The sequence below is a fragment of the Echinicola vietnamensis DSM 17526 genome (genome assembly GCF_000325705.1).
Taxonomy (GTDB): Bacteria; Bacteroidota; Bacteroidia; order Cytophagales; family Cyclobacteriaceae; genus Echinicola; species Echinicola vietnamensis.
Map to the genome: position 1 here is coordinate 1,312,979 of NC_019904.1, position 20,098 is coordinate 1,333,076.

Annotated in this window: 17 protein-coding genes; 7 read left to right on the top strand and 10 right to left on the bottom strand. The window is 46.4% G+C overall.

The features are described 5' to 3' along the window. Window positions 1-120: 120 nt before the first annotated feature. The 7 genes from ECHVI_RS05580 to rfbC all read right to left on the bottom strand — a co-directional run bounded on the left by ECHVI_RS05580 (window position 121) and on the right by rfbC (window position 6,429). Entirely contained in the window at window positions 121-861 is a 741-nt protein-coding gene (locus ECHVI_RS05580; RefSeq protein ID WP_015264980.1) for a shikimate dehydrogenase family protein, read from the bottom strand. Further along, window positions 858-1,793 carry a polyprenyl-phosphate transporter gene (locus tag ECHVI_RS05585; RefSeq protein WP_015264981.1) on the bottom strand — a complete coding sequence of 312 codons (936 nt, stop codon included), beginning with the start codon at window positions 1,791-1,793 and terminating at the stop codon, window positions 858-860. Before ECHVI_RS05585 ends, ECHVI_RS05580 begins: the two co-directional genes overlap by 4 nt. Window positions 1,794-1,845: 52 nt before the next feature. Next, window positions 1,846-2,616 carry a phosphosulfolactate synthase gene (locus ECHVI_RS05590; protein ID WP_015264982.1) on the bottom strand — a complete coding sequence of 257 codons (771 nt, stop codon included), beginning with the start codon at window positions 2,614-2,616 and terminating at the stop codon, window positions 1,846-1,848. Window positions 2,617-2,647: 31 nt separating this feature from the next. Continuing rightward, the gene (locus tag ECHVI_RS05595; RefSeq protein ID WP_015264983.1) at window positions 2,648-4,054 is read right to left on the bottom strand and encodes a tetratricopeptide repeat protein; all 1,407 of its coding nucleotides are present in this window, start codon (window positions 4,052-4,054) and stop codon (window positions 2,648-2,650) included. Between the two features lie 122 nt (window positions 4,055-4,176). After that, entirely contained in the window at window positions 4,177-5,136 is a 960-nt protein-coding gene (locus ECHVI_RS05600; protein ID WP_015264984.1) for an NAD-dependent epimerase/dehydratase family protein, read from the bottom strand. Further along, entirely contained in the window at window positions 5,133-5,876 is a 744-nt protein-coding gene (locus ECHVI_RS05605) for a tyrosine-protein phosphatase (protein WP_041738345.1), read from the bottom strand. Before ECHVI_RS05605 ends, ECHVI_RS05600 begins: the two co-directional genes overlap by 4 nt. A gap of 1 nt (window position 5,877) precedes the next feature. Further along, the gene (gene rfbC, locus ECHVI_RS05610) at window positions 5,878-6,429 is read right to left on the bottom strand and encodes a dTDP-4-dehydrorhamnose 3,5-epimerase (protein WP_015264986.1); all 552 of its coding nucleotides are present in this window, start codon (window positions 6,427-6,429) and stop codon (window positions 5,878-5,880) included. A gap of 234 nt (window positions 6,430-6,663) precedes the next feature. On the opposite strand from rfbC, the gene hflX reads away from it, so the two are divergent. Continuing rightward, window positions 6,664-7,929 (top strand): GTPase HflX, encoded by a 1,266-nt coding sequence (hflX, locus tag ECHVI_RS05615; protein WP_015264987.1) that lies wholly within the window; start codon window positions 6,664-6,666, stop codon window positions 7,927-7,929. Between the two features lie 96 nt (window positions 7,930-8,025). On the opposite strand, the gene ECHVI_RS05620 is transcribed toward hflX, so the two are convergent. Beyond that, complete coding sequence (locus ECHVI_RS05620) at window positions 8,026-9,423, bottom strand: methyltransferase RsmF C-terminal domain-like protein (RefSeq protein WP_015264988.1); 1,398 nt, start codon at window positions 9,421-9,423, stop codon at window positions 8,026-8,028. A gap of 155 nt (window positions 9,424-9,578) precedes the next feature. Here ECHVI_RS05620 and mtgA point away from each other — a divergent pair, with 155 nt between their 5' ends. Beyond that, window positions 9,579-10,265, top strand: a complete 687-nt coding sequence (mtgA, locus tag ECHVI_RS05625; protein ID WP_015264989.1) for a monofunctional biosynthetic peptidoglycan transglycosylase — start codon at window positions 9,579-9,581, stop codon at window positions 10,263-10,265. A 245-nt stretch (window positions 10,266-10,510) separates the two neighbouring features. Here mtgA and recF read toward each other — a convergent pair whose 3' ends face one another. Further along, complete coding sequence (gene recF / locus ECHVI_RS05630) at window positions 10,511-11,617, bottom strand: DNA replication/repair protein RecF (RefSeq protein WP_015264991.1); 1,107 nt, start codon at window positions 11,615-11,617, stop codon at window positions 10,511-10,513. A gap of 318 nt (window positions 11,618-11,935) precedes the next feature. Between recF and ECHVI_RS05635 the strand changes: the two genes are divergently transcribed. From ECHVI_RS05635 to ECHVI_RS05645, 3 genes are all read left to right on the top strand, one after another. Next, complete coding sequence (locus ECHVI_RS05635; RefSeq protein ID WP_041738348.1) at window positions 11,936-12,340, top strand: DUF4783 domain-containing protein; 405 nt, start codon at window positions 11,936-11,938, stop codon at window positions 12,338-12,340. 89 nt (window positions 12,341-12,429) lie between these two features. Beyond that, entirely contained in the window at window positions 12,430-13,287 is an 858-nt protein-coding gene (nadC, locus tag ECHVI_RS05640; RefSeq protein WP_015264993.1) for a carboxylating nicotinate-nucleotide diphosphorylase, read from the top strand. A gap of 25 nt (window positions 13,288-13,312) precedes the next feature. Next, window positions 13,313-14,083, top strand: coding sequence for a LytR/AlgR family response regulator transcription factor (locus ECHVI_RS05645; protein WP_015264994.1), 771 nt, complete (start codon window positions 13,313-13,315; stop codon window positions 14,081-14,083). A 103-nt stretch (window positions 14,084-14,186) separates the two neighbouring features. Here the strand turns inward: ECHVI_RS05645 and ECHVI_RS05650 are convergent, their stop codons facing one another. Further along, window positions 14,187-16,241: an alpha-L-fucosidase gene (locus ECHVI_RS05650; RefSeq protein ID WP_015264995.1), complete on the bottom strand. Its 2,055-nt coding sequence runs from the start codon at window positions 16,239-16,241 to the stop codon at window positions 14,187-14,189. A gap of 208 nt (window positions 16,242-16,449) precedes the next feature. On the opposite strand from ECHVI_RS05650, the gene ECHVI_RS05655 reads away from it, so the two are divergent. Then, window positions 16,450-17,637 carry an RsmB/NOP family class I SAM-dependent RNA methyltransferase gene (locus tag ECHVI_RS05655; protein WP_041739499.1) on the top strand — a complete coding sequence of 396 codons (1,188 nt, stop codon included), beginning with the start codon at window positions 16,450-16,452 and terminating at the stop codon, window positions 17,635-17,637. Window positions 17,638-17,799: 162 nt separating this feature from the next. Further along, the gene (gene recG, locus ECHVI_RS05660; RefSeq protein ID WP_015264997.1) at window positions 17,800-19,893 is read left to right on the top strand and encodes an ATP-dependent DNA helicase RecG; all 2,094 of its coding nucleotides are present in this window, start codon (window positions 17,800-17,802) and stop codon (window positions 19,891-19,893) included. Window positions 19,894-20,098: the final 205 nt, after the last annotated feature.

Sequence of the window (20,098 nt, forward strand, 5' to 3'; positions counted from 1 at the left end):
TGACGCATTACCACTGCTCATCTAATCCTTAAAGGGGCACGCTTTCGCCCTGATATCCCCGCCGCGGCGGGGCAAAGGATGGATGGAGGAAAGGGGCGTCCATCAACGTGAGACTTGACACTAGTTCCAAATCTTCCAAGCAGCTTCTGCCTGGAGTTGGAGCATTTCCAAACCATTTTTTACGACCGCACCACGTGCCTCGAGGGAACGCATTAAGAAGGTTTTTTCTGGATTGTAGACTAAGTCATACACCTTATGCTCCCTTCCAATCTGACTGACCGGTATTTCGGGCATTTCTTCGGTGTTAGGGAAAGTACCCAATGGGGTGGTGTTGACAATTAAAAAGTATTCTTGAAGGTATTGTTCGTTTTTGATCAGGTCATCATAGGTGATCCGGCCTTTTTGGCCATTGGCATTTCGTGACACCATGAGGTACGGCATCTCGAGGGCCTCTAGGGCCTGTTTGACAGCTTTGGAAGCTCCACCAGTGCCCAAAATGAGGGCCTTTGGTCGCTGGCCTTCTAGCCAAGCATCCAAGGATTCCTTAAAACCGATATAGTCGGTATTGTACCCAATAAGCTTATTTTCCTTGATTTTGATGCAATTGACGGCTCCGATGGCCTCACAGCCAGGCTCCAGTTCATCGAGGTAAGGAATGACCTGTTCTTTGTAAGGAATGGTTACGTTGATGCCTTCCAGGCCCGGGTTGTTCTTGATCAATTCCGGAAATTTACTAATGGCATCAATTTCATATAGGTCGTACTGACAGTCCTGAATTCCTTCACGGTCAAACTTCTCTGCGAAGTACTTTCCGGAGAAGGAATGTTTTAAAGGATAACCGATAAGTCCGAATTTTCTCATTTCTTTTTCAAATAAAAGGCCATTCTTTCCAATCCAATGACCAGCAATATTCCAAATAAGAACGCCAACAGACCAATAAAGAACTGTGGCTCGTTGCCTGTTTCTGTCAGGTAATGATTGGGGAAGAGATTTTCCGTTATAAACGGCTTCTGTTCTCCACTGCTGGAAATCCGATAGCTGACAACTTTTTTCCACGGCCAAATCTTGTTTATCGATCCCAGCATAAAGCCTGACAGCACCGCAATGGTGACCGCGTGATGGTTTTTTAACAACCAACTGATCAGCCTTGAAAACGAAAGCAGCCCCACCAAACAGCCTAAGGCAAATATTCCCAAGGTAAGAAAGTCCTTTTCCGTCACTGCGGTAAGGATGGCTTCGTACTTCCCTAGGATCAACAACAAAAAGCTGCCAGAAATTCCAGGGAGGATCATCGCACATATCGCAATGGCCCCGGCGATAAAGGTAAAGTACAACGCATTGGGGGATTCCACGGGGTTTAGCCCAGTTACCCAATACGCGATCACGGCCCCCACCGGGATGGCCAATATCACCATGATGTTCCAGCGCTTGATATCCCGGAGGATCAAGATGGAGCTAATGATGATCAAGCCACAAAAGAACGACCACAATGGAATGGGGTGTTCATCCATCAAGTAGGTGATCAACTTGGAAAGCGTAAAGATACTGGTAAATATCCCCAAGAACAAAGCGACCAAAAAACTCCCGTTGATGTGCTTCCAAAGTGCTTTGAGCTGGAAACGAGCCAATAACTTTAAAGCATCCAAGTCAATGGACTTGATGCTGTCCAGCAAGGTTTCATAAATCCCCGTAATCAGGGCAATGGTTCCCCCGGAAACGCCCGGTACAATGTCCGCGGCCCCCATGCCCATCCCTTTTAGGAAAGTCAGCAGGTATTGTTTGGTGTGTCTCATGTAGCAATTAAAAGAAAGCGACTGCAGATTACTGCAGTCGCCAAGATTAATTCTATACGTTGGCCATATCGAGGAAATGGTCAAAAGTATCTCCTCTAAGTCCTAATCGAATGGTTTCTAACGGAATGACTTCGTTGGGAGCGATATTTCCCAAGTTTACATTGGCACCCAAGAGTTTGATAAACCACACTTGCTGTGCCTTTTGTGGAGCTTCCCAAAGGATTTTTTCCTCTGGAATTTTGGTAAGGATTTCTTCTACAAGTCCTTGCCTTACTTCTCCGGAATCACGAAACAGCCCCACATTCCCCGCTTCACGGGATTCGCCGATCACCTTCCAGGCGCCCGCATCCAGCTCCTGCTGCATTTGTTCGATCCATTTATAAGGAGGGATGATTTTGGCGGCATCCTTGGAACCTACTTCCGAAAGTACGGTCACGTCTTTCGATAGGGTGTGGATATATTCACATTTCTTGTCATGATCCAAGGTAATCGAACCATCAGACACTTCCGCATAAGCAAGGTCGTATTTGTCCAACACCTTGCGGTAGTCATCAAACTGGTCCCTGATCACAAATGCTTCAAAGAGCGTCCCCCCAAAATAAACCGGAATACCGGCATCTTTATAAATCTGAAGTTTTTGGCTTAAATTCTTGGTCACATAAGAAGTGGCCCATCCCAGTTTCACAATGTCGACATAGTCTCCACAAGCATCAATGAAGTCTTCTACCTCCCTCATGCTAAGACCTTTGTCCATAGCCATTGTGTATCCTGTAGTTCGTGGTTTCTCAGTACGTACGGGTACGTTCTTCAGCACGTAATTCATTCTCTAAAATTTTAGGTAAATAGTACTCGGCTTATAATCCTTCTTTGTATTGAGCGATGATCTTGTATATGGCCTTCTGATGCTTTACTTCTGGCATCAAGTCATATAGAATTTCATGTCGTTCAAAATCCAAAGTTAATGCATTTTCTAAATATGAAAAGGCTTCCTTGTATTTACCTGTCTTTATAAGATAAACTACGAGTCGATAATATAGCTCCGCATCTTCGGGTAACTCATCGATTCCTTCTTTCAGCACATCGATGGCTTCCTCAAAACGGTTTTGGTCAAAATAGATGATGGAAAGGTTTACATAAGTCTCCATCAGGCCGGGTTCCAGGTTGATAGCTTCTTCATAAGCTTCCGAACTGGCCTGGAGGTTTCCGAGATGATATTCGGCATCGGCCAGTCCCACCCAGTAATTGGCATTGACACTGGAGAGCTTTAAGGCTTTCTTGAAGTAATGAATCGCTTCAAAAAATTTATCCTTTTTTAACATACACATGCCCAACCCAAACCAAGCATCATCATATTCGGGATCCAGTTTTGCCGATTTTTTGAAATAGGTAAAGGCCTTGTCCATTTGGTCCAGCTTCTCAAAGGCTGCCGCCAAATAGCAGCAGTTTTCCGAATTGGCTCCTTCGCTGTTGATGGTGTTCAGGTAGGCCTCTGTGGCTTTTTCATACTGCTGCGTATTCATCAGGGCATTGCCCATATTGAAATAGGCTGAGGCAAAACTGTCATCGATGATCAAGGCATAGTCATAGGCATTGATCGCTTCTTCATAGCGTCCGAGGCGATTATACACCACGCCAAGGTTATACCAGGCCTCTGCACTGTAAGGATCCTGATCGATAAACTCCTGATAAAACTGGAGGATTTCGTCAAAAGATCCCTCTTCTTCCGTAATCATCGCCAGCTGAAAAAGGGCATCTTCGTGATTGATTTTTAGCTTTACCGCATTTTTATAATGGAAGATGGCCTTTTCGGTATTGTTTTCCGCACGATAGAAATTACCCAACGAGTAATAAATCTCGGCCTTATCCTCTGCCATCGGAAGAAAATCCTCCAAAATTTGGATCGCCTCTTTTACACTGCCATTGAGCAGCAAGCCATTGGAAAGGGCAAGGACGATCTCTTCGTTATTTGGCGAAAGGTTGTTGATGTTTTCCAGCACTTCCAAGCCTTCTTCCAGCTCATCGTTAAAGATCAGGCACTGGCCGTACATCAATTTGATTTCTATGGAAAAGGGGAAACGCTCCAAGGCAAGTTTACTTGCCTTCAGGGCTTTCTTAAATTTCTGGGTGTCAAAATAGTACCGGATAATATCCTCCAACTCTTCTTCGTCAAAGAAAAGATCCAAGTTGGCTTTTAGGGAGTTTTCAAACCGCTCTATCAATGCCCGCTCTTCTTCCCTGTTGTGATCAAAATCTCCAGTCATGTGTGTCGGGTTGAATTTATATTTTAAGATACCAAATTAATTGGTAGCTCAAATGCCAATATCAAATTATTTTTAGGATCCATTCGGATTCCTATAATGGTTTTGGAGTTAACGAAAACCCTTCATTTTTTGTTCACTGCCCACTGAAAGGTTTCTTTCAGCGAGCGGTATTGATACCCTGTAAGTTTGTTAACTTTTTGATTATCAAAGGTGATGGGCAGCTGTGCGACCATGGCTGTTTGTTTGTTCAGCAGCGGCTTAAGCCCAAAGAGCTGCTTGATCCGGCCCCATGTAGTGGCCACGTTGATCATAAAATTATTGACCGCGATCTGGGGTGGTCGCTTGCCCATCGCATCGGCCATGCTGGTAAAAAACGCCTGAAAGGGCATGCTGCCTTTGCTGAGGATGAACCGCTCGTCCCATTGGTTTTCCTGGTAGAGCCTAAAAGTGATACTGGCAGCATCCCGGATGTCAATGAAGTTTATGTCTCCAGTGGGGTAAAACCGGTTTTCTTCTGCCACATACCGATAGATTTCGGCACTGCTCCTGGTTTCTGATTGGCGTGCCAGCAGCACAGCGGGATTGACCACTAGGGCTTCCAGTCCTTCCTGTACGCCACGCCATACCTCCAGCTCGCCGAGGTACTTGGAGATGGCATAGGGGGTATTCCACGGGGAATCTACCCACTTATGGTTTTCATTTACCACGTGCTGTTCTGGTGTCCTGCCCAAGGCCGCTACAGAACTGACATGTACCAATCGCTGGATGCCCAGCTCCAGCATGACATTGACCACATTGGTGGTTCCTTCATAGTTCACTCTCAGCAGCTGGTTTTTGTCCTTTTGGGAAAATGACACCAGTCCTGCGGCATGGATGATCAGGTCCATTCCCTCAAAGGCCCTTTGCAAAGACTGGTAATCATTGATATCTCCTTCATGCCAGGTAATTTGCCCGTGGATATCGCTGAGGATATCGGTATTGCTCGTAGGGCGCTTTAGGCCATGGATTTCTCCTATCGCACCAAATTCGCGTGCAAGATAGCTCCCAAACAGGCCGGTGATACCTGTAATCAATATTTTCATAATAGGGAATTCATAAATTTGGAGGCTTTTAACGTTTCATAGCTCTTCAACGAGGACAAACGCTCCAGCGCATCCAAGTATCGCGCATTATGGCAGTCGGTCCCTACAAAACGCACCAATCTCCTCTCCAATAGTTTATCGGCCATGGCTTTGATCGGCTTGGAGTAATAGCCGGTAAATGAAAGGAGGTTCACTTGGAAATAGATGCCTTTTTCGATCAATGACTCCAGCATCTCAGGGTCCTGCTGAAGGTAAAGATACCGCTCAGGATGGGCCAAGATGGGCTTGTATCCTTTGGTCTCCAACGCAAAAAAGGTTTCCAGTAGCATATGGGGCTTGTTCATAAAGCCTGTTTCCACTAAGATATAGTTGTCACCAAAAGTGAGTAGGGGCTCATCATTTTGGAGCTTTTCCACGAAAATTTCATCCAAGTAATATTCGGCTGCAGCTTCGATGTCCATCTGCACATTTTCCTTCTGCAATGCTTCCTGTAGCTTATACAGCCCTTCGGAGATGATTTCAGGAGTGTTTTTATAAAATTCCGTCATCACGTGGGGCGTAGTGATAAGCTTGCGAAGCCCAAAAGCCTGCAATCTCTTGATCAGGTCGACGGATTCTTTCAACGTTTTTGCGCCATCATCGATTCCCGGAATGAGGTGGGAGTGCATGTCCACTTCCATCCATTCCAAGCTTAACGGCTCTGCTTTTTTCGAGCTTTTGAACAAATCCATTAATCCCATCTTACAGTCCTCCTCCTGTTTGCTGCTTAAATTCTTCTAATGAAGGTAACTCCAAATCTTTATCCGAGATGATGGGAGCTCCTACTTTCCAGTCGATATCCAGCTGCCTATCATTCCAGATAATGCCTCCTTCACTCGGTTTGTGATAAAAATTGGAACATTTGTATGAAAAGACTGCATCTTCCAATACTGAAAACCCATGGGCAAAACCTTCCGGCACATACAGCATATTGTGCTGTGCACTGTCCAAAATCACCCCATGGCATTGGCCAAAGGTAGGGGAATCCTTTCTCAGATCAACACAAACATCATAAACTTTCCCCGTAACGACCCGCACGAGCTTGGCCTGGGCATGAGGTGCATGCTGAAAGTGCAGGCCCCGCACGGTTCCGGCGATGGAAAAAGACTGGTTGTCCTGTACCCATTGTGTGTTAATGCCCCTTTCTGCCAGCAGGTCTTCACGGTAGGTTTCCAGAAAATAGCCCCTTGCATCATTAAAAACCCTCGGATAGAGTTCGTAAACATCTTGGATCGGTGTACTTCTTATTTCCATTTATTTGCTGTCATATTATAAAAACAAGCCATAAATTTCCGTTCTTTCTGCTTAGCAGACTAATTTTCATCAAAATAATTTTGAAATTTGCCGAATGGAAATGGCTTAATGTGTGTTCATAACTTCCAATAGGCTATGTACGTTGAATAAATATAAACGCTGTCACCGTTAACGGATGACGGTAAATGTAAGATTATCGAATCAAAATTCAATTCTTGATCAGAAACGAACTGAATGAGTAAATATACAAGAAAATTAAAAAAACTGATAGATACCGCTCCCGTGGAGGAAACGGCTGTATTGGTCGCCTTGATCAAACAAAATCAATCGGAGCAAGAAGTGGAGGAGCATTTGGATGAATTGGCCTTTCTAACCGAAACCTTGGGGGCCAAGGAAGTCTACCGCTTCACCCAACGATTGGAAAAGCCGGATGTGAGGAGTTTTGTGGGCTCTGGAAAGCTGGAGGAAATCCAAGCTTACGTGAAGCACTTTGAGGTGGACATGGTAATTTTTGACGACGATCTATCGCCTTCCCAGATGCGAAACCTGGAGAATGAGCTAAAGGTACAGGTGTACGACCGTTCTTTGCTCATCCTTGATATTTTCTTGAACAGGGCCCAGACTGCTCAGGCCAAAACGCAGGTGGAGTTGGCCAGATTTCAGTATTTGCTGCCGCGGTTGACACGCATGTGGACGCACTTGGAGCGGCAGCGAGGGGGTACGGCTACCAGGGGCGGTGCCGGTGAGAAGGAGATCGAAACGGATAAGCGGATCATCCGAAACCAAATCACCCTGCTGAAGGAAAAGCTGAGAAAAATCGAGAAGCAAGGAGAAACCCAGCGGAAAGGCCGCAAAGGAATTGTCCGAGTGGCATTGGTCGGCTATACCAACGTGGGGAAAAGTACGCTGATGAACTTAGTGACCAAATCGGATGTGCTCGCAGAGAACAAGCTCTTTGCTACGGTGGATTCCACGGTGAGGAAGGTGGTATTGGAAAATATCTCTTTTCTGCTTTCAGATACCGTTGGGTTTATCCGAAAACTGCCCACTCACCTTATCGAGTCCTTTAAGTCCACGTTGATGGAGATTAAGGAGTCGGACCTTTTGGTGCACGTGGTGGATATTTCACATCCGGGATTTGAAGATCATATTGCTGTGGTAAACCAGACCCTGAACGAACTGGGCGCTGGCGACAAGCCTGTCCTGCTGGTATTTAATAAGATCGACTTGGTGCCTAAAATGCCCTCCGAGGAAGCGCTTATGAACATGTCAGAACTAGAAGTGGAGGAAGCAAACTACCTGGACTTGGATCGGTTAAAAAATGTTTATACAAAGAAAATGGGCATCGAACCGGTATTTATGGCCGCACAGGATGGTACCAATATCGAGACCTTTAGAAAATCATTGGTCAGCCAGGTCAAAAAACAGCATAAGAAAATCTATCCACATTACCTTGAGTCCGAAACCTACGACCTGTCGCAGTTTGACGACATGGAATAGGTCGGGGAAAGACTATAGCATCAACAGCCTTTGACTGGGCTTTGCCTGCTTTTCATACCTGCATGCCAGCCATGGGTGCAGGTGTGAAAGACCCCTCTATTCCATAAGCTTCATTCGGATGCGCCATTCTTTGGGGTAGTAATTGTTGATGCGGTTTCCGATATTCTTGATCCAGCCCAATGGCAGGTGTTGGTAGGTTAGCAAAACCCACCCATCTTGTGAAATGTCCAGTTCGAGTTCATCTTTCTTCAAGTAGCTGTGTGCAGCTTCTAAACTTGCTTCGTGTTTAGGGAAATTCTTGGGCAGAATGCTGACGGCAAAATCATGGGTAGGAATAAATTGCCCTTTGTTGAATTTGCCTAGCTCGGTCCCAAAATATTTAACATTCAGCGTGGTGGCCAGCAGCTCGAAATACTTGGCCCAAAAACCTTTCAAGGCGAAAAAACTCTTTTTCAGCTTGTAAAAATCCACCGTTTCATCCAGCTTTAGCTCCTCTCTGAGCTGGTGTTTTTCAGCCTTATTCGTTCGCTGGAGCAGGATATGCTTAAAATCTTTCATTTTTTTTGGTTCCTGAACATGAGCATCAGAAGGTCTTTTGAAGACCGTGATGAACAGCCCTTCTCCGGAAACCATGTGCGGGAAAAACCGGTACCCGTAAAAGGTTCCCCATTCCGTATCTGTTTCCGTTTCTACGATCCCCCAATCTGGATTTAGTGGAATCCGTACAGGTTCATAGGCAAACTCTTCCGTAAGGAAGCGGATCATGTCTTCATTTTCCTGTTGGTTAAAGGTGCAGGTGCTGTAGATCAGGTACCCTTCTGGGCCGGGAAGTGCTCCCGTTTGGTCAAGAATGCGTTGCTGGCGAGCTGCGCAAAGCTTTACATTTTCGGGAGACCATTCTTCCCTGGCCTGGACGTCTTTGCGAAACATGCCCTCTCCCGAGCATGGGGCATCCACCAGCACCACATCAAACAGCCCTTCCAATGGCTCAAAATGGGAAGGATCATTATTCGTCACCACGGTATTGCCCAGTCCCCACTTGATCATGTTTTCCTTGAGGATACTTGCCCGGGTTTTGATGACTTCATTGGCGACCAACATCCCTTCCTCGCCAATATAATCTGCCAGTAGGGAACTCTTGCCACCAGGTGCGGCGCATAGATCCAGGTAAAGCCCTTCTTTGGGAGCCTGGAGATGATTCAAAATGTGCCCAATAAACATGGAAGAAGCTTCTTGGACGTAATAGGCGCCAGCATGAAAAAGTGGATCAAATGTAAACTTCGGCCGTTGGGGCAGGAAGAATCCTTGGCTGTTCCATGGTACTGGAGTGGTGTCTGCAGATAATGGACTGGATTTTCGGGGGTTTATCCGGATGGAGGTGTTGGAGGGACTCAGCAAGGCGGCTTTAAAAAGTGAATATTCATCAGCTTCCAATATGGAAGCCATCTGCTGCTCGAAAGCTTTGGGAAGTTTGGGAGAGTCTTGAGAAGTCATCACTAGCTGTCTTTTAACATGCAAATATAAAGAAATTGATTTTTCATAACACCCTAACTTAAGTGATGAGGCATTTGATTTGAACCAGTTTCCCTGGCCCGCTTGACACCTCAGGAAATAGCTGTAATTTGTGCGTAAATTCTCAGCATGTTTCTATGAAAAAAATCTGGCGGTTTATCGTAAAAATAATCCTTTGGTTCTTCATCTTGTCCATCGGGATGACGCTGGTGTACAAATACGTGCCCGTCTACCTCACTCCGCTAATGGTCATCAGGATGGTAGAGCAAGCCACAGATGAGCAACGAAAGGTGAGGCTGAAAAAGGACTGGGTTTCCATGGACGAGATATCCAAGCATTTGGCCCAGGCGGTGGTAGCATCTGAGGATCAAAAGTTTTTGGACCACTTTGGGTTTGATATGGAGGCTATTGATAAAGCGCTGGAGGAAAACAAATCCGGTAAACGCATCCGTGGCGGAAGTACCATTTCTAATCAAACGGCCAAGAATGTTTTTTTATGGCCGGGCAGAAATTATGTCCGGAAGGGGTTGGAAGCTTACTTTACTTTATTGATTGAATTGCTCTGGTCTAAGGAGCGGATCATGGAAGTTTACCTGAATGTCATCGAAATGGGTGATGGAATTTATGGTGCTGAAGCGGCATCGCAGGAATTCTACCATAAGCCAGCGGCAAAGCTCAGCCGTCAAGAAGCTGCGATGATTGCCGCTGTACTTCCCAATCCATTGCGCTGGTCTCCCGCCAAACCCACGGCCTATAACTTCAAGCGTCAAGCTTGGATCCTAAGAAACATGAACAATCTCCATCCTGTAGGCTTTGGAAAATAGGGGATTTGTTTTAGCAGAAATTTGTGGAGATAATACATGACTAAAGCATTTTTACATTGTCCGTTCCTAGGGACCGGTACGTTAGGGGTGATGCTTTTTAGAGCAGGTAGTCACCTGCTCAAGTGCCATGAGCACGGCATGATTGAAAACCTGTGGATTTAGCCACAAGATGCTTGAGCCCCCTCAGCAATAGGGCTTGATCCTTTGTTTTCAGAACAAGAAGAGTGGCTTGAGGGATATTTCATTTATTCTTGTCTGCTGACCTTTCCTCCTTCGATGTGAAAATAAGCAATATCCGCTTCGATGTCCTGCATGATTTTACGAGTCCGCTCCGGGCGGGCATCGGTAATGAACAGCTGGCCAAATTCATGATGGGCCACCAATTCCATCATTTTACCGATGCGGAAATCGTCCAGCTTATCAAAGATATCATCCAGCAGCAGGAGGGGCTTTGTTCCCGTTTCTTCCTTAAAAACCTGGAATTGGGCCAGCTTTAGCGCAATCAGAAAGGACTTTTGCTGGCCTTGGGAACCGAATTTTTTGAGTGGATGACCGTCTATCTCAAAAATAAAATCATCCTTGTGCACTCCCGCATTGGTGCGCTTCAAGATCAGGTCCCGTTGGAGGCAGCCATAAAAATACGCTTCAAAATCAGGTTTTTCACACTGGCTCTCATAGCGAATCTCTACGGCTTCCCTTTCACCCGATATTTCTGCATAATGGTGGAGTAAGTAAGGTTTAAACCGGTCTATAAATGCTTTTCGATGTTCATAGAGCCATTTGGAGAGTTGGATCAACTCCACATCATAGGGCTCCAAGAGGTTTTTGTCCATCCTGTCCTGCTCTACAAACTGCTTGATTAGGGCATTTCGCTGCTTCAAAAAATGCTGATACCTGACCAGCTTGCCAAGGTAGTTTTTGTCCAGCTGGGAAAGCAAGCTGTCAAAAAATTTCCGCCTTTCTTCACTGCCCTCTTTGATGAGCGAAGTATCATCCGGAGCGATCAGCACGACGGGCAAAAGGCCGATATGCTCGCTCATTTTTTCATAGGCTTTGCCATTATTGAACACCTGCTTCTTTTTTCGGGCTTCGAGGATGCATTGGATTTCCACTGATTTTCCCGCTTTGTCAAATTCCCCCTTCATGGAAAAGAATCCTTGATCATGCCGGACATTCTGGATATCCACGGGGTTAAAAGCACTTTTGGTCAGGGAAAGATAGTGGATGGCATCCAGCATGTTGGTCTTTCCACTGCCGTTAATGCCCAAGAAACAGTTGATTTCAGGGCTAAAAGCTACCAGGGCCTTTTCATAGTTTTTGAATTGGATTAACTGGAGGCTTTTTAAGTGCATAGCAGGGCTTTATCTTTTACGTTATTTTTACAAATGTAATGAGAAGCCTGCTTTATGAAAGTATTTAGGCTTTTCCTATTTAGCAGGCCTGTCCTATTAGTGTTTTAATGGATTGAAAACCAGTTCGGTATGCCGATGGTGGAGAACGTGATGATACGATTGAAAAGAAAATGTATCAGCGAAGGGCAAATATTGCTTCTCTGATTTATAGGTTTATTCTTTTAGTTTTAAGCAAAAATTACCTTTTTTTGTTTACTTTAAACTTGTTCACCGACAATCACACACTTTGGCTTAGAATTTGAGTCCTTCACAGATGTAATGAAACATTTATTATCAAAAACCTTCTGTCTACTTGTAGTTGGGATGATCCTTATGGGGTCATCGGTATGGGCGCAGCATGACGATTCCAAGGAAATTGCGATATCTATAAAAGCAGGTTCCAGTAAGGACTTGGCGGCATTTTTTGATAGGAATGTAGAATTAAGCATAAACGGAAACGAGGGAGATTATTCCAAGAATCAGGCGGAACTGGTCATGCGTGATTTCTTCAAGAAATTTGCTCCCAGTGATTTTGAAATTGTGCACCGCGGTACATCTGGGAATCAAATAGAATATTTTATTGGCACCTATGACAGTGCTGGTACAAAATTCCGGATCTTGATCAAATGTAAAAAGGATAGCGGCGGCTGTTCGATTTATGCATTGGACATTACCAAGGAATAACTTTTTTCTTAGCGCACGATTCAGCAAAATACTTGGGAAGTTGTTCCCGATAAAGGTCTCCCTTTCTCGATTTTTCTTATTTTTACGGAGTGAAAGAAAACTACTTAACACGAGAAAATCTGGAGGCATTTATCCAGGCTGCCTTTAAAGAGGATGTGGGCGAAGGAGATCATTCTACCCTCGCTGCTATTCCAAAAGACAAGGAAGGCAGTGCACAATTATTCATCAAGGAAGATGGAATCATCGCCGGGCTTGAGTTGGCTGAGTTGATTTTTCATTCTTATGACAAGGAACTGGAAGTTCAGCTGCTCATGGAAGATGGACAGGAGGTAAGCAAGGGAGCCATTGGTCTCAAGGTAAAGGGGAAGGCAGCTTCTATCTTGACCACTGAGCGGTTGGTGCTTAATTGCATGCAGCGGATGAGTGGTATTGCTACCAAAACACATAACCTTACCAAGCTCATTTCCCATACCCATGCGAAACTTTTGGATACGCGAAAGACGACCCCAAACTTCCGGATGTTGGAAAAGTGGGCTGTAGCCATTGGAGGGGGAGAAAACCACCGATTTGCCCTCTATGACATGGTAATGCTCAAGGATAATCATATTGATTTTGCCGGGGGGATTGAAGCAGCTATTTTGGCCACGAAAGCTTACCTGAAAGAAAACTTGCTCGATCTCAAGATCGAAGTGGAAACAAGAAACCTCGAAGAGGTGAAAGAAGTGTTACGCGTGGGAGGGGTGGATGTCATTATGTTGGACAATATGAGTTACGACATGATGAAGGAAGCTGTCGCCTTCATTGATGGTAAAATGCTTACAGAAGCATCAGGGGGAATCACGGAAGAAACCCTAAAAGATGTCGCAGAATGTGGTGTGGACTATATTTCTGTAGGTGCCTTGACCCATCATGTCAAAAGCATGGACATCAGCCTTAAGGCGGATTGATATTTTTCTGGAAACTACGAACACCATGAAAGTCGAAAAGCAATTTATTCAGTGTCTGGTCGTGCACAAGCCTGATGAGGGCTATCGACTCAGCCACCAAATTCACCAAGCATGCGAGGAAGCGAAGACAGTGGCAGTGTTCCCTTCTTGGGATGACGCGATCCAATACCTGCGGGGTGGCGGTAAGGCCGATGTGATTTTGGGAAGCTATGAGCTGACGGATCTACACCCCTCTGTTTTCGATAAGATGGACAAGTTTATCCCTGTGGTATTTACTTCTGCCAAACCCTTTGTGACAGAAAAGGCCTTTGCGCTCAATTGTCTTGACTTTATCAATGAAAATTGTTCTGATGAACGCCTGACCAAGACGTTCGATAAATTCAAATTACTATACCCCAAAGCCAAGGCCAAGACGGATCAGGAAAAGGCAGTGCCTGCCGATACTTCTTTTCCTCAAAAAACACGGTTTTTAGTAAAATCAGGGGAACAGCTTTTCCAAAAAAACCAAGAGGATGTGGCCTTTTTCTTGGCAGAAGGAGGCCAAACCTATCTCGTGGAAATGGTGAGCGGGGAGCACTTTTTAGTGAGTGATAAATTAATGGACCTGGAAGAACAGCTGGATTCCACGCAATTTTTCAGGATCAACCGCAGCATCATCCTGAATGTTAAGGCCATTGGAGCCATTAAAAAGCACGTTAATAGCAGGCTTAAGATCACACCAAAAGTCAATTATGAGGACGATATTATCGTCAGCCGAGAAAAGGTAAGTAAGTTCAAGAAATGGGTGAGCCAGTGATGGAAACCTTTTTTGTTGCTGACACGACAAGGCACATTCTCCCAAGTATAAAAAAGAACCCACCTTCATCGCTGAAAAATGGGTTCTGATAATCAACCAGTTATTATTTTGTGATCACGCCGATTTCGGCGAAGGAAGCCTTGTTGCCATCCAGCGTCTTGGTTGCCGTTAGCCGGATATACCGAGCCTTCTCGGGATCAAAGGTAATCTTCTGCTCTATGGGACTCGCTGCAATATTGCCAAACTCACCTTTGCTGACAGTTTTCCAGTTGGTGCCATTGCTGCTGACAGCAAATGCATAATCCTGAATCACTCCAGACATGTACCTGTTTTGCATTGGCATGTAGGTAAAGCCCTTTAAGTCCACAGTAGCACCAAGGTCAATGACCACTGCATCGTTCTCACTAATGTAATTCGTGCGAATATCTTCGTCAATCGCTTGGCCGGATTTATCGGCTCCATTGATCACTTTCCAGCCTTCCTTGGCCAAGTCAAAATCCACGCGGCCTACTTCACTGATCTTTCCAGTGGACGGGTCCATGACAATAGCCTGAACGGTCATGGGGGATTTCACCTCAAAAGGTTCAGCATAAGCCTTGCTGTCTTTGGTAGGGTTGCTGCCATCGGTGGTATAATAGATCTCCAGCCCTTCATCGGCTGCATCCAAGCTTACCATTCCTTCTACAGAGCGGGAAATTTCCGGGGCCAGGATGACCTTCGGCGCCAGGTATATCCCCAGTTCACTGATAGTGGGGCAAGCTTTAGCGTCGGTCACGGTAAACCGCAGGGCCGTAGCTGTCACCTCCGGAAACCTCAAAATACGCCGATAGCCGATGGTGGTTTCATTGGCGATTTCCTCCCAGCCGCGATCGGTCTGTACTTCCACGGTAAACGCTTTTACCCGCTGACCCAGTGCGATGTATTCCTGCGCCAAGAATCGGTTGAAGGTAGTCGGTTCATCAAAAGTCACGGTCAAGGAACCCGACACTTTTCCATCGCTTGTAGCCCAATAAGTCGAGGCATCTTCATCCACCGCCAGTTGGGCTTCAAAACCTGCCCCGCGTGTCTCTGAGGCGGCTATTTCACCTTTCTCCACAGCCAAATTATGCGCAAAGTCCTCTTTGACCTTATCGGCTAGTTTTTGGACTTGCTCAGCATCCTTCTCGTGGATGAGGCCACGACGGTCCACAGGAAAATTGAGCAACAAGGAACCATTGCGGCCCAAGCTTTCATAATAGATATCCAACAGTTTTGGTAGGGATTTTACTTTATGATCTTCATAAGGATGGTAATACCACCCTGGCCGGATGGAGACATCCACTTCCGCTGGCACCCAATGGGTGCCATTTTCTTGGCCAGCGGAATAATCAGCCGAGTAGTTAGGCATGCCGCCATACACCTCATCTCTCATGAGATTGGACCAGGTGGTTTTGTAAGCATGGCCCTCTTCATTACCTACCCATCGGAGGTCAGGTCCGGCATCCGAAAAGATCACCGCCTCGGGCTGAAGTTCACGAATGATCTTATAGGTATTTTCCCAGTCATAATAATTTTTCTTGTCCACACGACGCTCTTCGTTGGCACCGCCATAATAACCGGTACCACCATTGGCTCCGTCAAACCACACTTCAAATACGTCTCCATAATTGGTCAGAAGCTCTTTGAGCTGTGCCCTGAAAATATCAATATATGCTGGTGTCCCGTAATGAGGGCTATTTCTGTCCCAGGGCGATAGGTACACGCCAAACTTTAACCCGTATTCTCGACAGGCTTCAGCAAGTTCCTTGATCACATCTCCCTTGCCATCCTTCCAGCTGGAGTTTTTTACGGAATGTGCTGTCGTCTCGGTAGGCCATAGGCAAAACCCATCATGGTGCTTTGCCGTAATGATGATGCCCTTCATGCCGGCATCTTTGGCCACTTTGGCCCACTGGCGACAATCCAGCGCGGTAGGGTTAAACGTATCGGGATCTTCATCGCCCATGCCCCATTCCATATTGGAAAAGGTATTCATGTTGAAATGGATAAAGGCATAAAATTCCAATTCCTGCCAGGCCAGCTGCCGCTCGGAGGGGACAGGCGCTACAGGATCCGGAGGAGCGACCTCCTTTTGCTGGCAAGAAAAGGCGACCAGCAGCAATGCTAAATACTTCTTCATGGTGGGTTTTATAAAGGTTCGTGTTCCAATATAACCATTTGCACCAGAAGACGCAGAAAAATTACCCGAGTATGAAAATTTCAGCTAAGTACCTGCAAAAATGGTATTAGGATCAGCCTCGATCCTTATCAGTGCCTACTTGCTCCTTTTTCTCGCTGCTTCATCCCTTAAATTCCTTATCTTTGCTGTCTTAAACAGACAAAAACTCATGAGGCTATATTCCAATACGGTCAAAGGTGTCGTCAATGCCATTGAAGAAATCTTTTATGACCAGCAATATGCAGACAAGGTGATCGAAAGAACGCTGAAATCCAATAAAAAGTGGGGCGCCCGGGACCGCGGATTTATTGCCGAATCAGTATATGAAATGGTCAGGTGGTGGCGGTTGATCAATGAAGTGAGCCCGTCTGAAGACCTTTATCACCTGTTTGGTACGTATTGGCTGTTGCAGGGCCATCATTTGCCCCCTTGGGAGGAATTTGAAGGAGTGCATGTCAATGCTGTCAAACGCAAATATGAAGACCTTACTTCCCGAGCAGCCCTCCAATCCATTCCTGACTGGCTGGATGAGATGGGCGCTGAGCTGCTGGGCGAGGAATGGGATGATGAAATCAATGCCTTGAACGAACAGGCACAGGTCGTCCTCCGTGCAAATACCCTTAAGACTACCCGTGAAGCGCTGATGAACCGCCTTCAAGAGGATGGTGTCGAGACCTATGCTCCAAAAGGCTATCCCGATGCACTGGTATTGGCAAAGCGCCAAAATATTTTCCGTAACCCGGCATTTAAGGAAGGGCTTTACGAAATCCAAGACGCCTCTTCCCAGTTGGTCGCCCAAGCGCTGGGTGTGGAGCCGGGCATGCGTGTAATCGATGCCTGTGCGGGAGCTGGCGGCAAATCCCTGCACCTCGCCACCCTGATGGGAGACAAGGGCCGTGTCCTTTCCATGGACATCGAAGGCTGGAAGCTCAAAAACACCAAGCTCCGGGCCAGGAGAAATGGCATTAGCATTATCGAAACGCGGACCATCGAAGACAATAAAACCATCAAACGCCTTAAAGCGTCTGCCGATAGGCTCTTGTTGGATGTGCCTTGCTCAGGATTGGGCGTGTTAAGGAGAAATCCGGATACCAAATGGAAGCTCAGCCCTGAATCCATTGCCAATGTCCAATTGATCCAGCAGGACATCCTCCAAAACTACTGCTCCATGGTCAAGCCTGGAGGCATCATGGTCTATGCTACTTGCAGTATCTTGCCCACCGAAAACCAACGACAGGTGGAAAAATTCCTGGAGTCGGAAAAGGGACAGGACTTTACATTCTTGGATGACCAAAAAGTCCTTGCCCATGAAAGCGGTTTTGACGGCTTCTATATTGCCCGACTGGAGCGGAAGTAAGGCTCTTTGGTGCTGGTTGGGAGAATGGCCACACCTACAAAATACTTCCTTACGATCAAAATAAGATCGTCCGAAAGGCTTTACGTTAAAAGCCATCATGGGTGGGATGCCCCTGAAAAAATGTATTTTGAATTTACGCTGAACATCAATTAGAACAGGAAATTGCCAGGATTCTTTGACACCAAAATAGAGTTTCTGAAAGGCGTCGGCCCCCAAAAAGCAGCATTGCTGAATAAGGAGCTGGACATTTACACGTTTGGTGAGCTTCTGCAGCATTATCCTTTCCGTTACGAGGACCGCACCAAGTTCTATAAAATCAATCAGCTTTCCGAACACTTGGAGCATGTGCAGGTCATTGGCAAAATCCGACGGCTGGAGACCATCGGCATGGCCCGTAAAAAGCGGCTTGTGGCCTATATTGAGGATGAAACGGGTGAGATGGAGCTCACCTGGTTTAAAGGAATCCAGTGGGTCGCCAAAAAGCTGGTGCCCGGGGCGGTGTATGTGTTTTTCGGTAAACCCAACCGATACGGTAGGAAATTTAGCATCGCTCATCCGGAAATGGAACCGCTTACCGCGGCACAGGAGGAAAAGAGCTTCTTTCAGCCCGTCTATCCCACGACCGAAAAACTTCGGGCAAGATACTTGGACAGCAAGGGGATTTCGCGCATCATGGACCTGCTGGTACAAAATGCCTATCCCCATATTCAGGAAACACTGCCTTCCGCGATCATGGAGCGGTTTAACCTGATGGCCAAAAAAGACGCCATCAAACAAATTCATTTTCCCGATGATCCCGATAGGCTAAAACGAGCAAGGTTTCGGCTGAAGTTCGAGGAATTTTTCTTTGTTCAGCTTCGGCTGCTAAAATTAAAACTTACCCGGACAGAAAAATTCCGAGGCCAAATACTTGGTCAGACCGAGCTGGTAGGCAAATTCTATACCGACCATTTGCCCTTCGAACTGACCAATGCCCAAAAGCGGGTAATCAAAGAAGCGTTTGCGGACATGCGTTCTGGAAAGCAGATGAACCGCCTCATTCAAGGAGATGTGGGCAGTGGAAAAACCATGGTGGCTTTTATTTGTGCCCTGATCGCCATAAGCTCCAGCACCCAAGCGTGCCTGATGGCTCCTACAGAGATCCTGGCCACACAGCATTACGAAGGATTGAAGGAGTATGCCGACATGATGGGCCTGCGCATCGATCTCCTCACGGGATCCACCAAGAAATCCGCCCGAACCCGCATTCATGGGGAGTTGCTTAATGGTCAACTGCATATCCTGATTGGCACGCATGCTTTGTTGGAAGACGTGGTGCAGTTTCATAATCTCGGATTGGCCATTGTGGACGAGCAGCATCGTTTTGGAGTGGCCCAGCGGGCAAAATTATGGGCAAAAAACCCCAATTACTACCCCCATGTGCTGGTCATGACCGCCACACCGATTCCCCGGACATTGGCCATGACGCTTTATGGTGACCTGGACATCTCAGTGATCGATGAGCTTCCTGCGGGAAGAAAGCCTATCCAAACCGTCCATCGTTATGACAAAGACCGTCTGAAGGTGTTTGGCTTTATGAAAAAGGAAATCGAACTGGGAAGGCAAATCTATGTGGTCTATCCACTGATCGAGGAGTCCGAAAAGGTGGACCTCAAAAGTCTTATGGACGGCTATGAAAGCATCCAGCGGGCATTTCCTCAATACCCTACCAGCATTGTACATGGCAATATGAAACCTGCGGACAAGGATTTTGAGATGCAGCGGTTTGTCAAAGGAGAAACCAAAATCATGGTGGCCACTACCGTGATCGAAGTGGGGGTAAACGTTCCGAATGCATCGGTCATGGTGATCGAAAATGCAGAACGCTTCGGGCTGTCACAGCTCCACCAGCTGCGTGGCCGGGTAGGGCGTGGGGCGGAGCAATCTTACTGTATCCTGATGAGTAAATATGAGTTGTCCAAAGACAGCCGTGTCCGTCTGGATACCATGGTCCGGACCAATAATGGCTTTGAAATCGCGGATGTGGACCTCAAACTTCGCGGTCCTGGGGACTTGATGGGTACCCAGCAAAGTGGCGTGGCGGATCTGATCATTGCTGACCTCAGCAAGGATGCCCCTATCCTCACCATGGCTCGGGATGCTGCCCAGCAACTGATAGCAGAGGATCCCGAAATTTCCCTTCCCCAACATGCCATGGTACTTCGTCAGATCAAGAACCAAAAGAAGCATGCCGTCAACTGGAGCAGGATAAGTTGATCGCGTAATTTTTAGCAGATTTTTGCAGCGTGATTTTGGAGAAACGACGGCTCCTTTGCTTCCCAAAAAAGAAAAACATTCCTTTTCTAAATGACAATAAAGTGTCGAGTTTATACCTCGAAAACCTTTTTTGCTGTCATTTTAAGGCCTTTTAAACAAATGCCACCCCTTCCTTTATCATTTGACCACCCCTGATGGAACCCTT

Bases quoted from the DNA above. Each gene is read 5' to 3' on its own strand.
- ECHVI_RS05645 (WP_015264994.1), top strand. From the start codon at position 13,313: ATGAAAGTCGAAAAGCAATTTATTCAGTGTCTGGTCGTGCACAAGCCT.
- ECHVI_RS05655 (WP_041739499.1), top strand. From the start codon at position 16,450: ATGAGGCTATATTCCAATACGGTCAAAGGTGTCGTCAATGCCATTGAA.
- ECHVI_RS05590 (WP_015264982.1), bottom strand. From the start codon at position 2,616: ATGAATTACGTGCTGAAGAACGTACCCGTACGTACTGAGAAACCACGA.
- rfbC (WP_015264986.1), bottom strand. From the start codon at position 6,429: ATGGAAATAAGAAGTACACCGATCCAAGATGTTTACGAACTCTATCCG.
- mtgA (WP_015264989.1), top strand. From the start codon at position 9,579: ATGAAAAAAATCTGGCGGTTTATCGTAAAAATAATCCTTTGGTTCTTC.
- hflX (WP_015264987.1), top strand. From the start codon at position 6,664: ATGAGTAAATATACAAGAAAATTAAAAAAACTGATAGATACCGCTCCC.
- ECHVI_RS05585 (WP_015264981.1), bottom strand. From the start codon at position 1,793: ATGAGACACACCAAACAATACCTGCTGACTTTCCTAAAAGGGATGGGC.
- ECHVI_RS05595 (WP_015264983.1), bottom strand. From the start codon at position 4,054: ATGACTGGAGATTTTGATCACAACAGGGAAGAAGAGCGGGCATTGATA.
- ECHVI_RS05580 (WP_015264980.1), bottom strand. From the start codon at position 861: ATGAGAAAATTCGGACTTATCGGTTATCCTTTAAAACATTCCTTCTCC.
- ECHVI_RS05620 (WP_015264988.1), bottom strand. From the start codon at position 9,423: ATGACTTCTCAAGACTCTCCCAAACTTCCCAAAGCTTTCGAGCAGCAG.
- recF (WP_015264991.1), bottom strand. From the start codon at position 11,617: ATGCACTTAAAAAGCCTCCAGTTAATCCAATTCAAAAACTATGAAAAG.
- ECHVI_RS05600 (WP_015264984.1), bottom strand. From the start codon at position 5,136: ATGAAAATATTGATTACAGGTATCACCGGCCTGTTTGGGAGCTATCTT.
- ECHVI_RS05635 (WP_041738348.1), top strand. From the start codon at position 11,936: ATGAAACATTTATTATCAAAAACCTTCTGTCTACTTGTAGTTGGGATG.
- ECHVI_RS05605 (WP_041738345.1), bottom strand. From the start codon at position 5,876: ATGGGATTAATGGATTTGTTCAAAAGCTCGAAAAAAGCAGAGCCGTTA.
- ECHVI_RS05650 (WP_015264995.1), bottom strand. From the start codon at position 16,241: ATGAAGAAGTATTTAGCATTGCTGCTGGTCGCCTTTTCTTGCCAGCAA.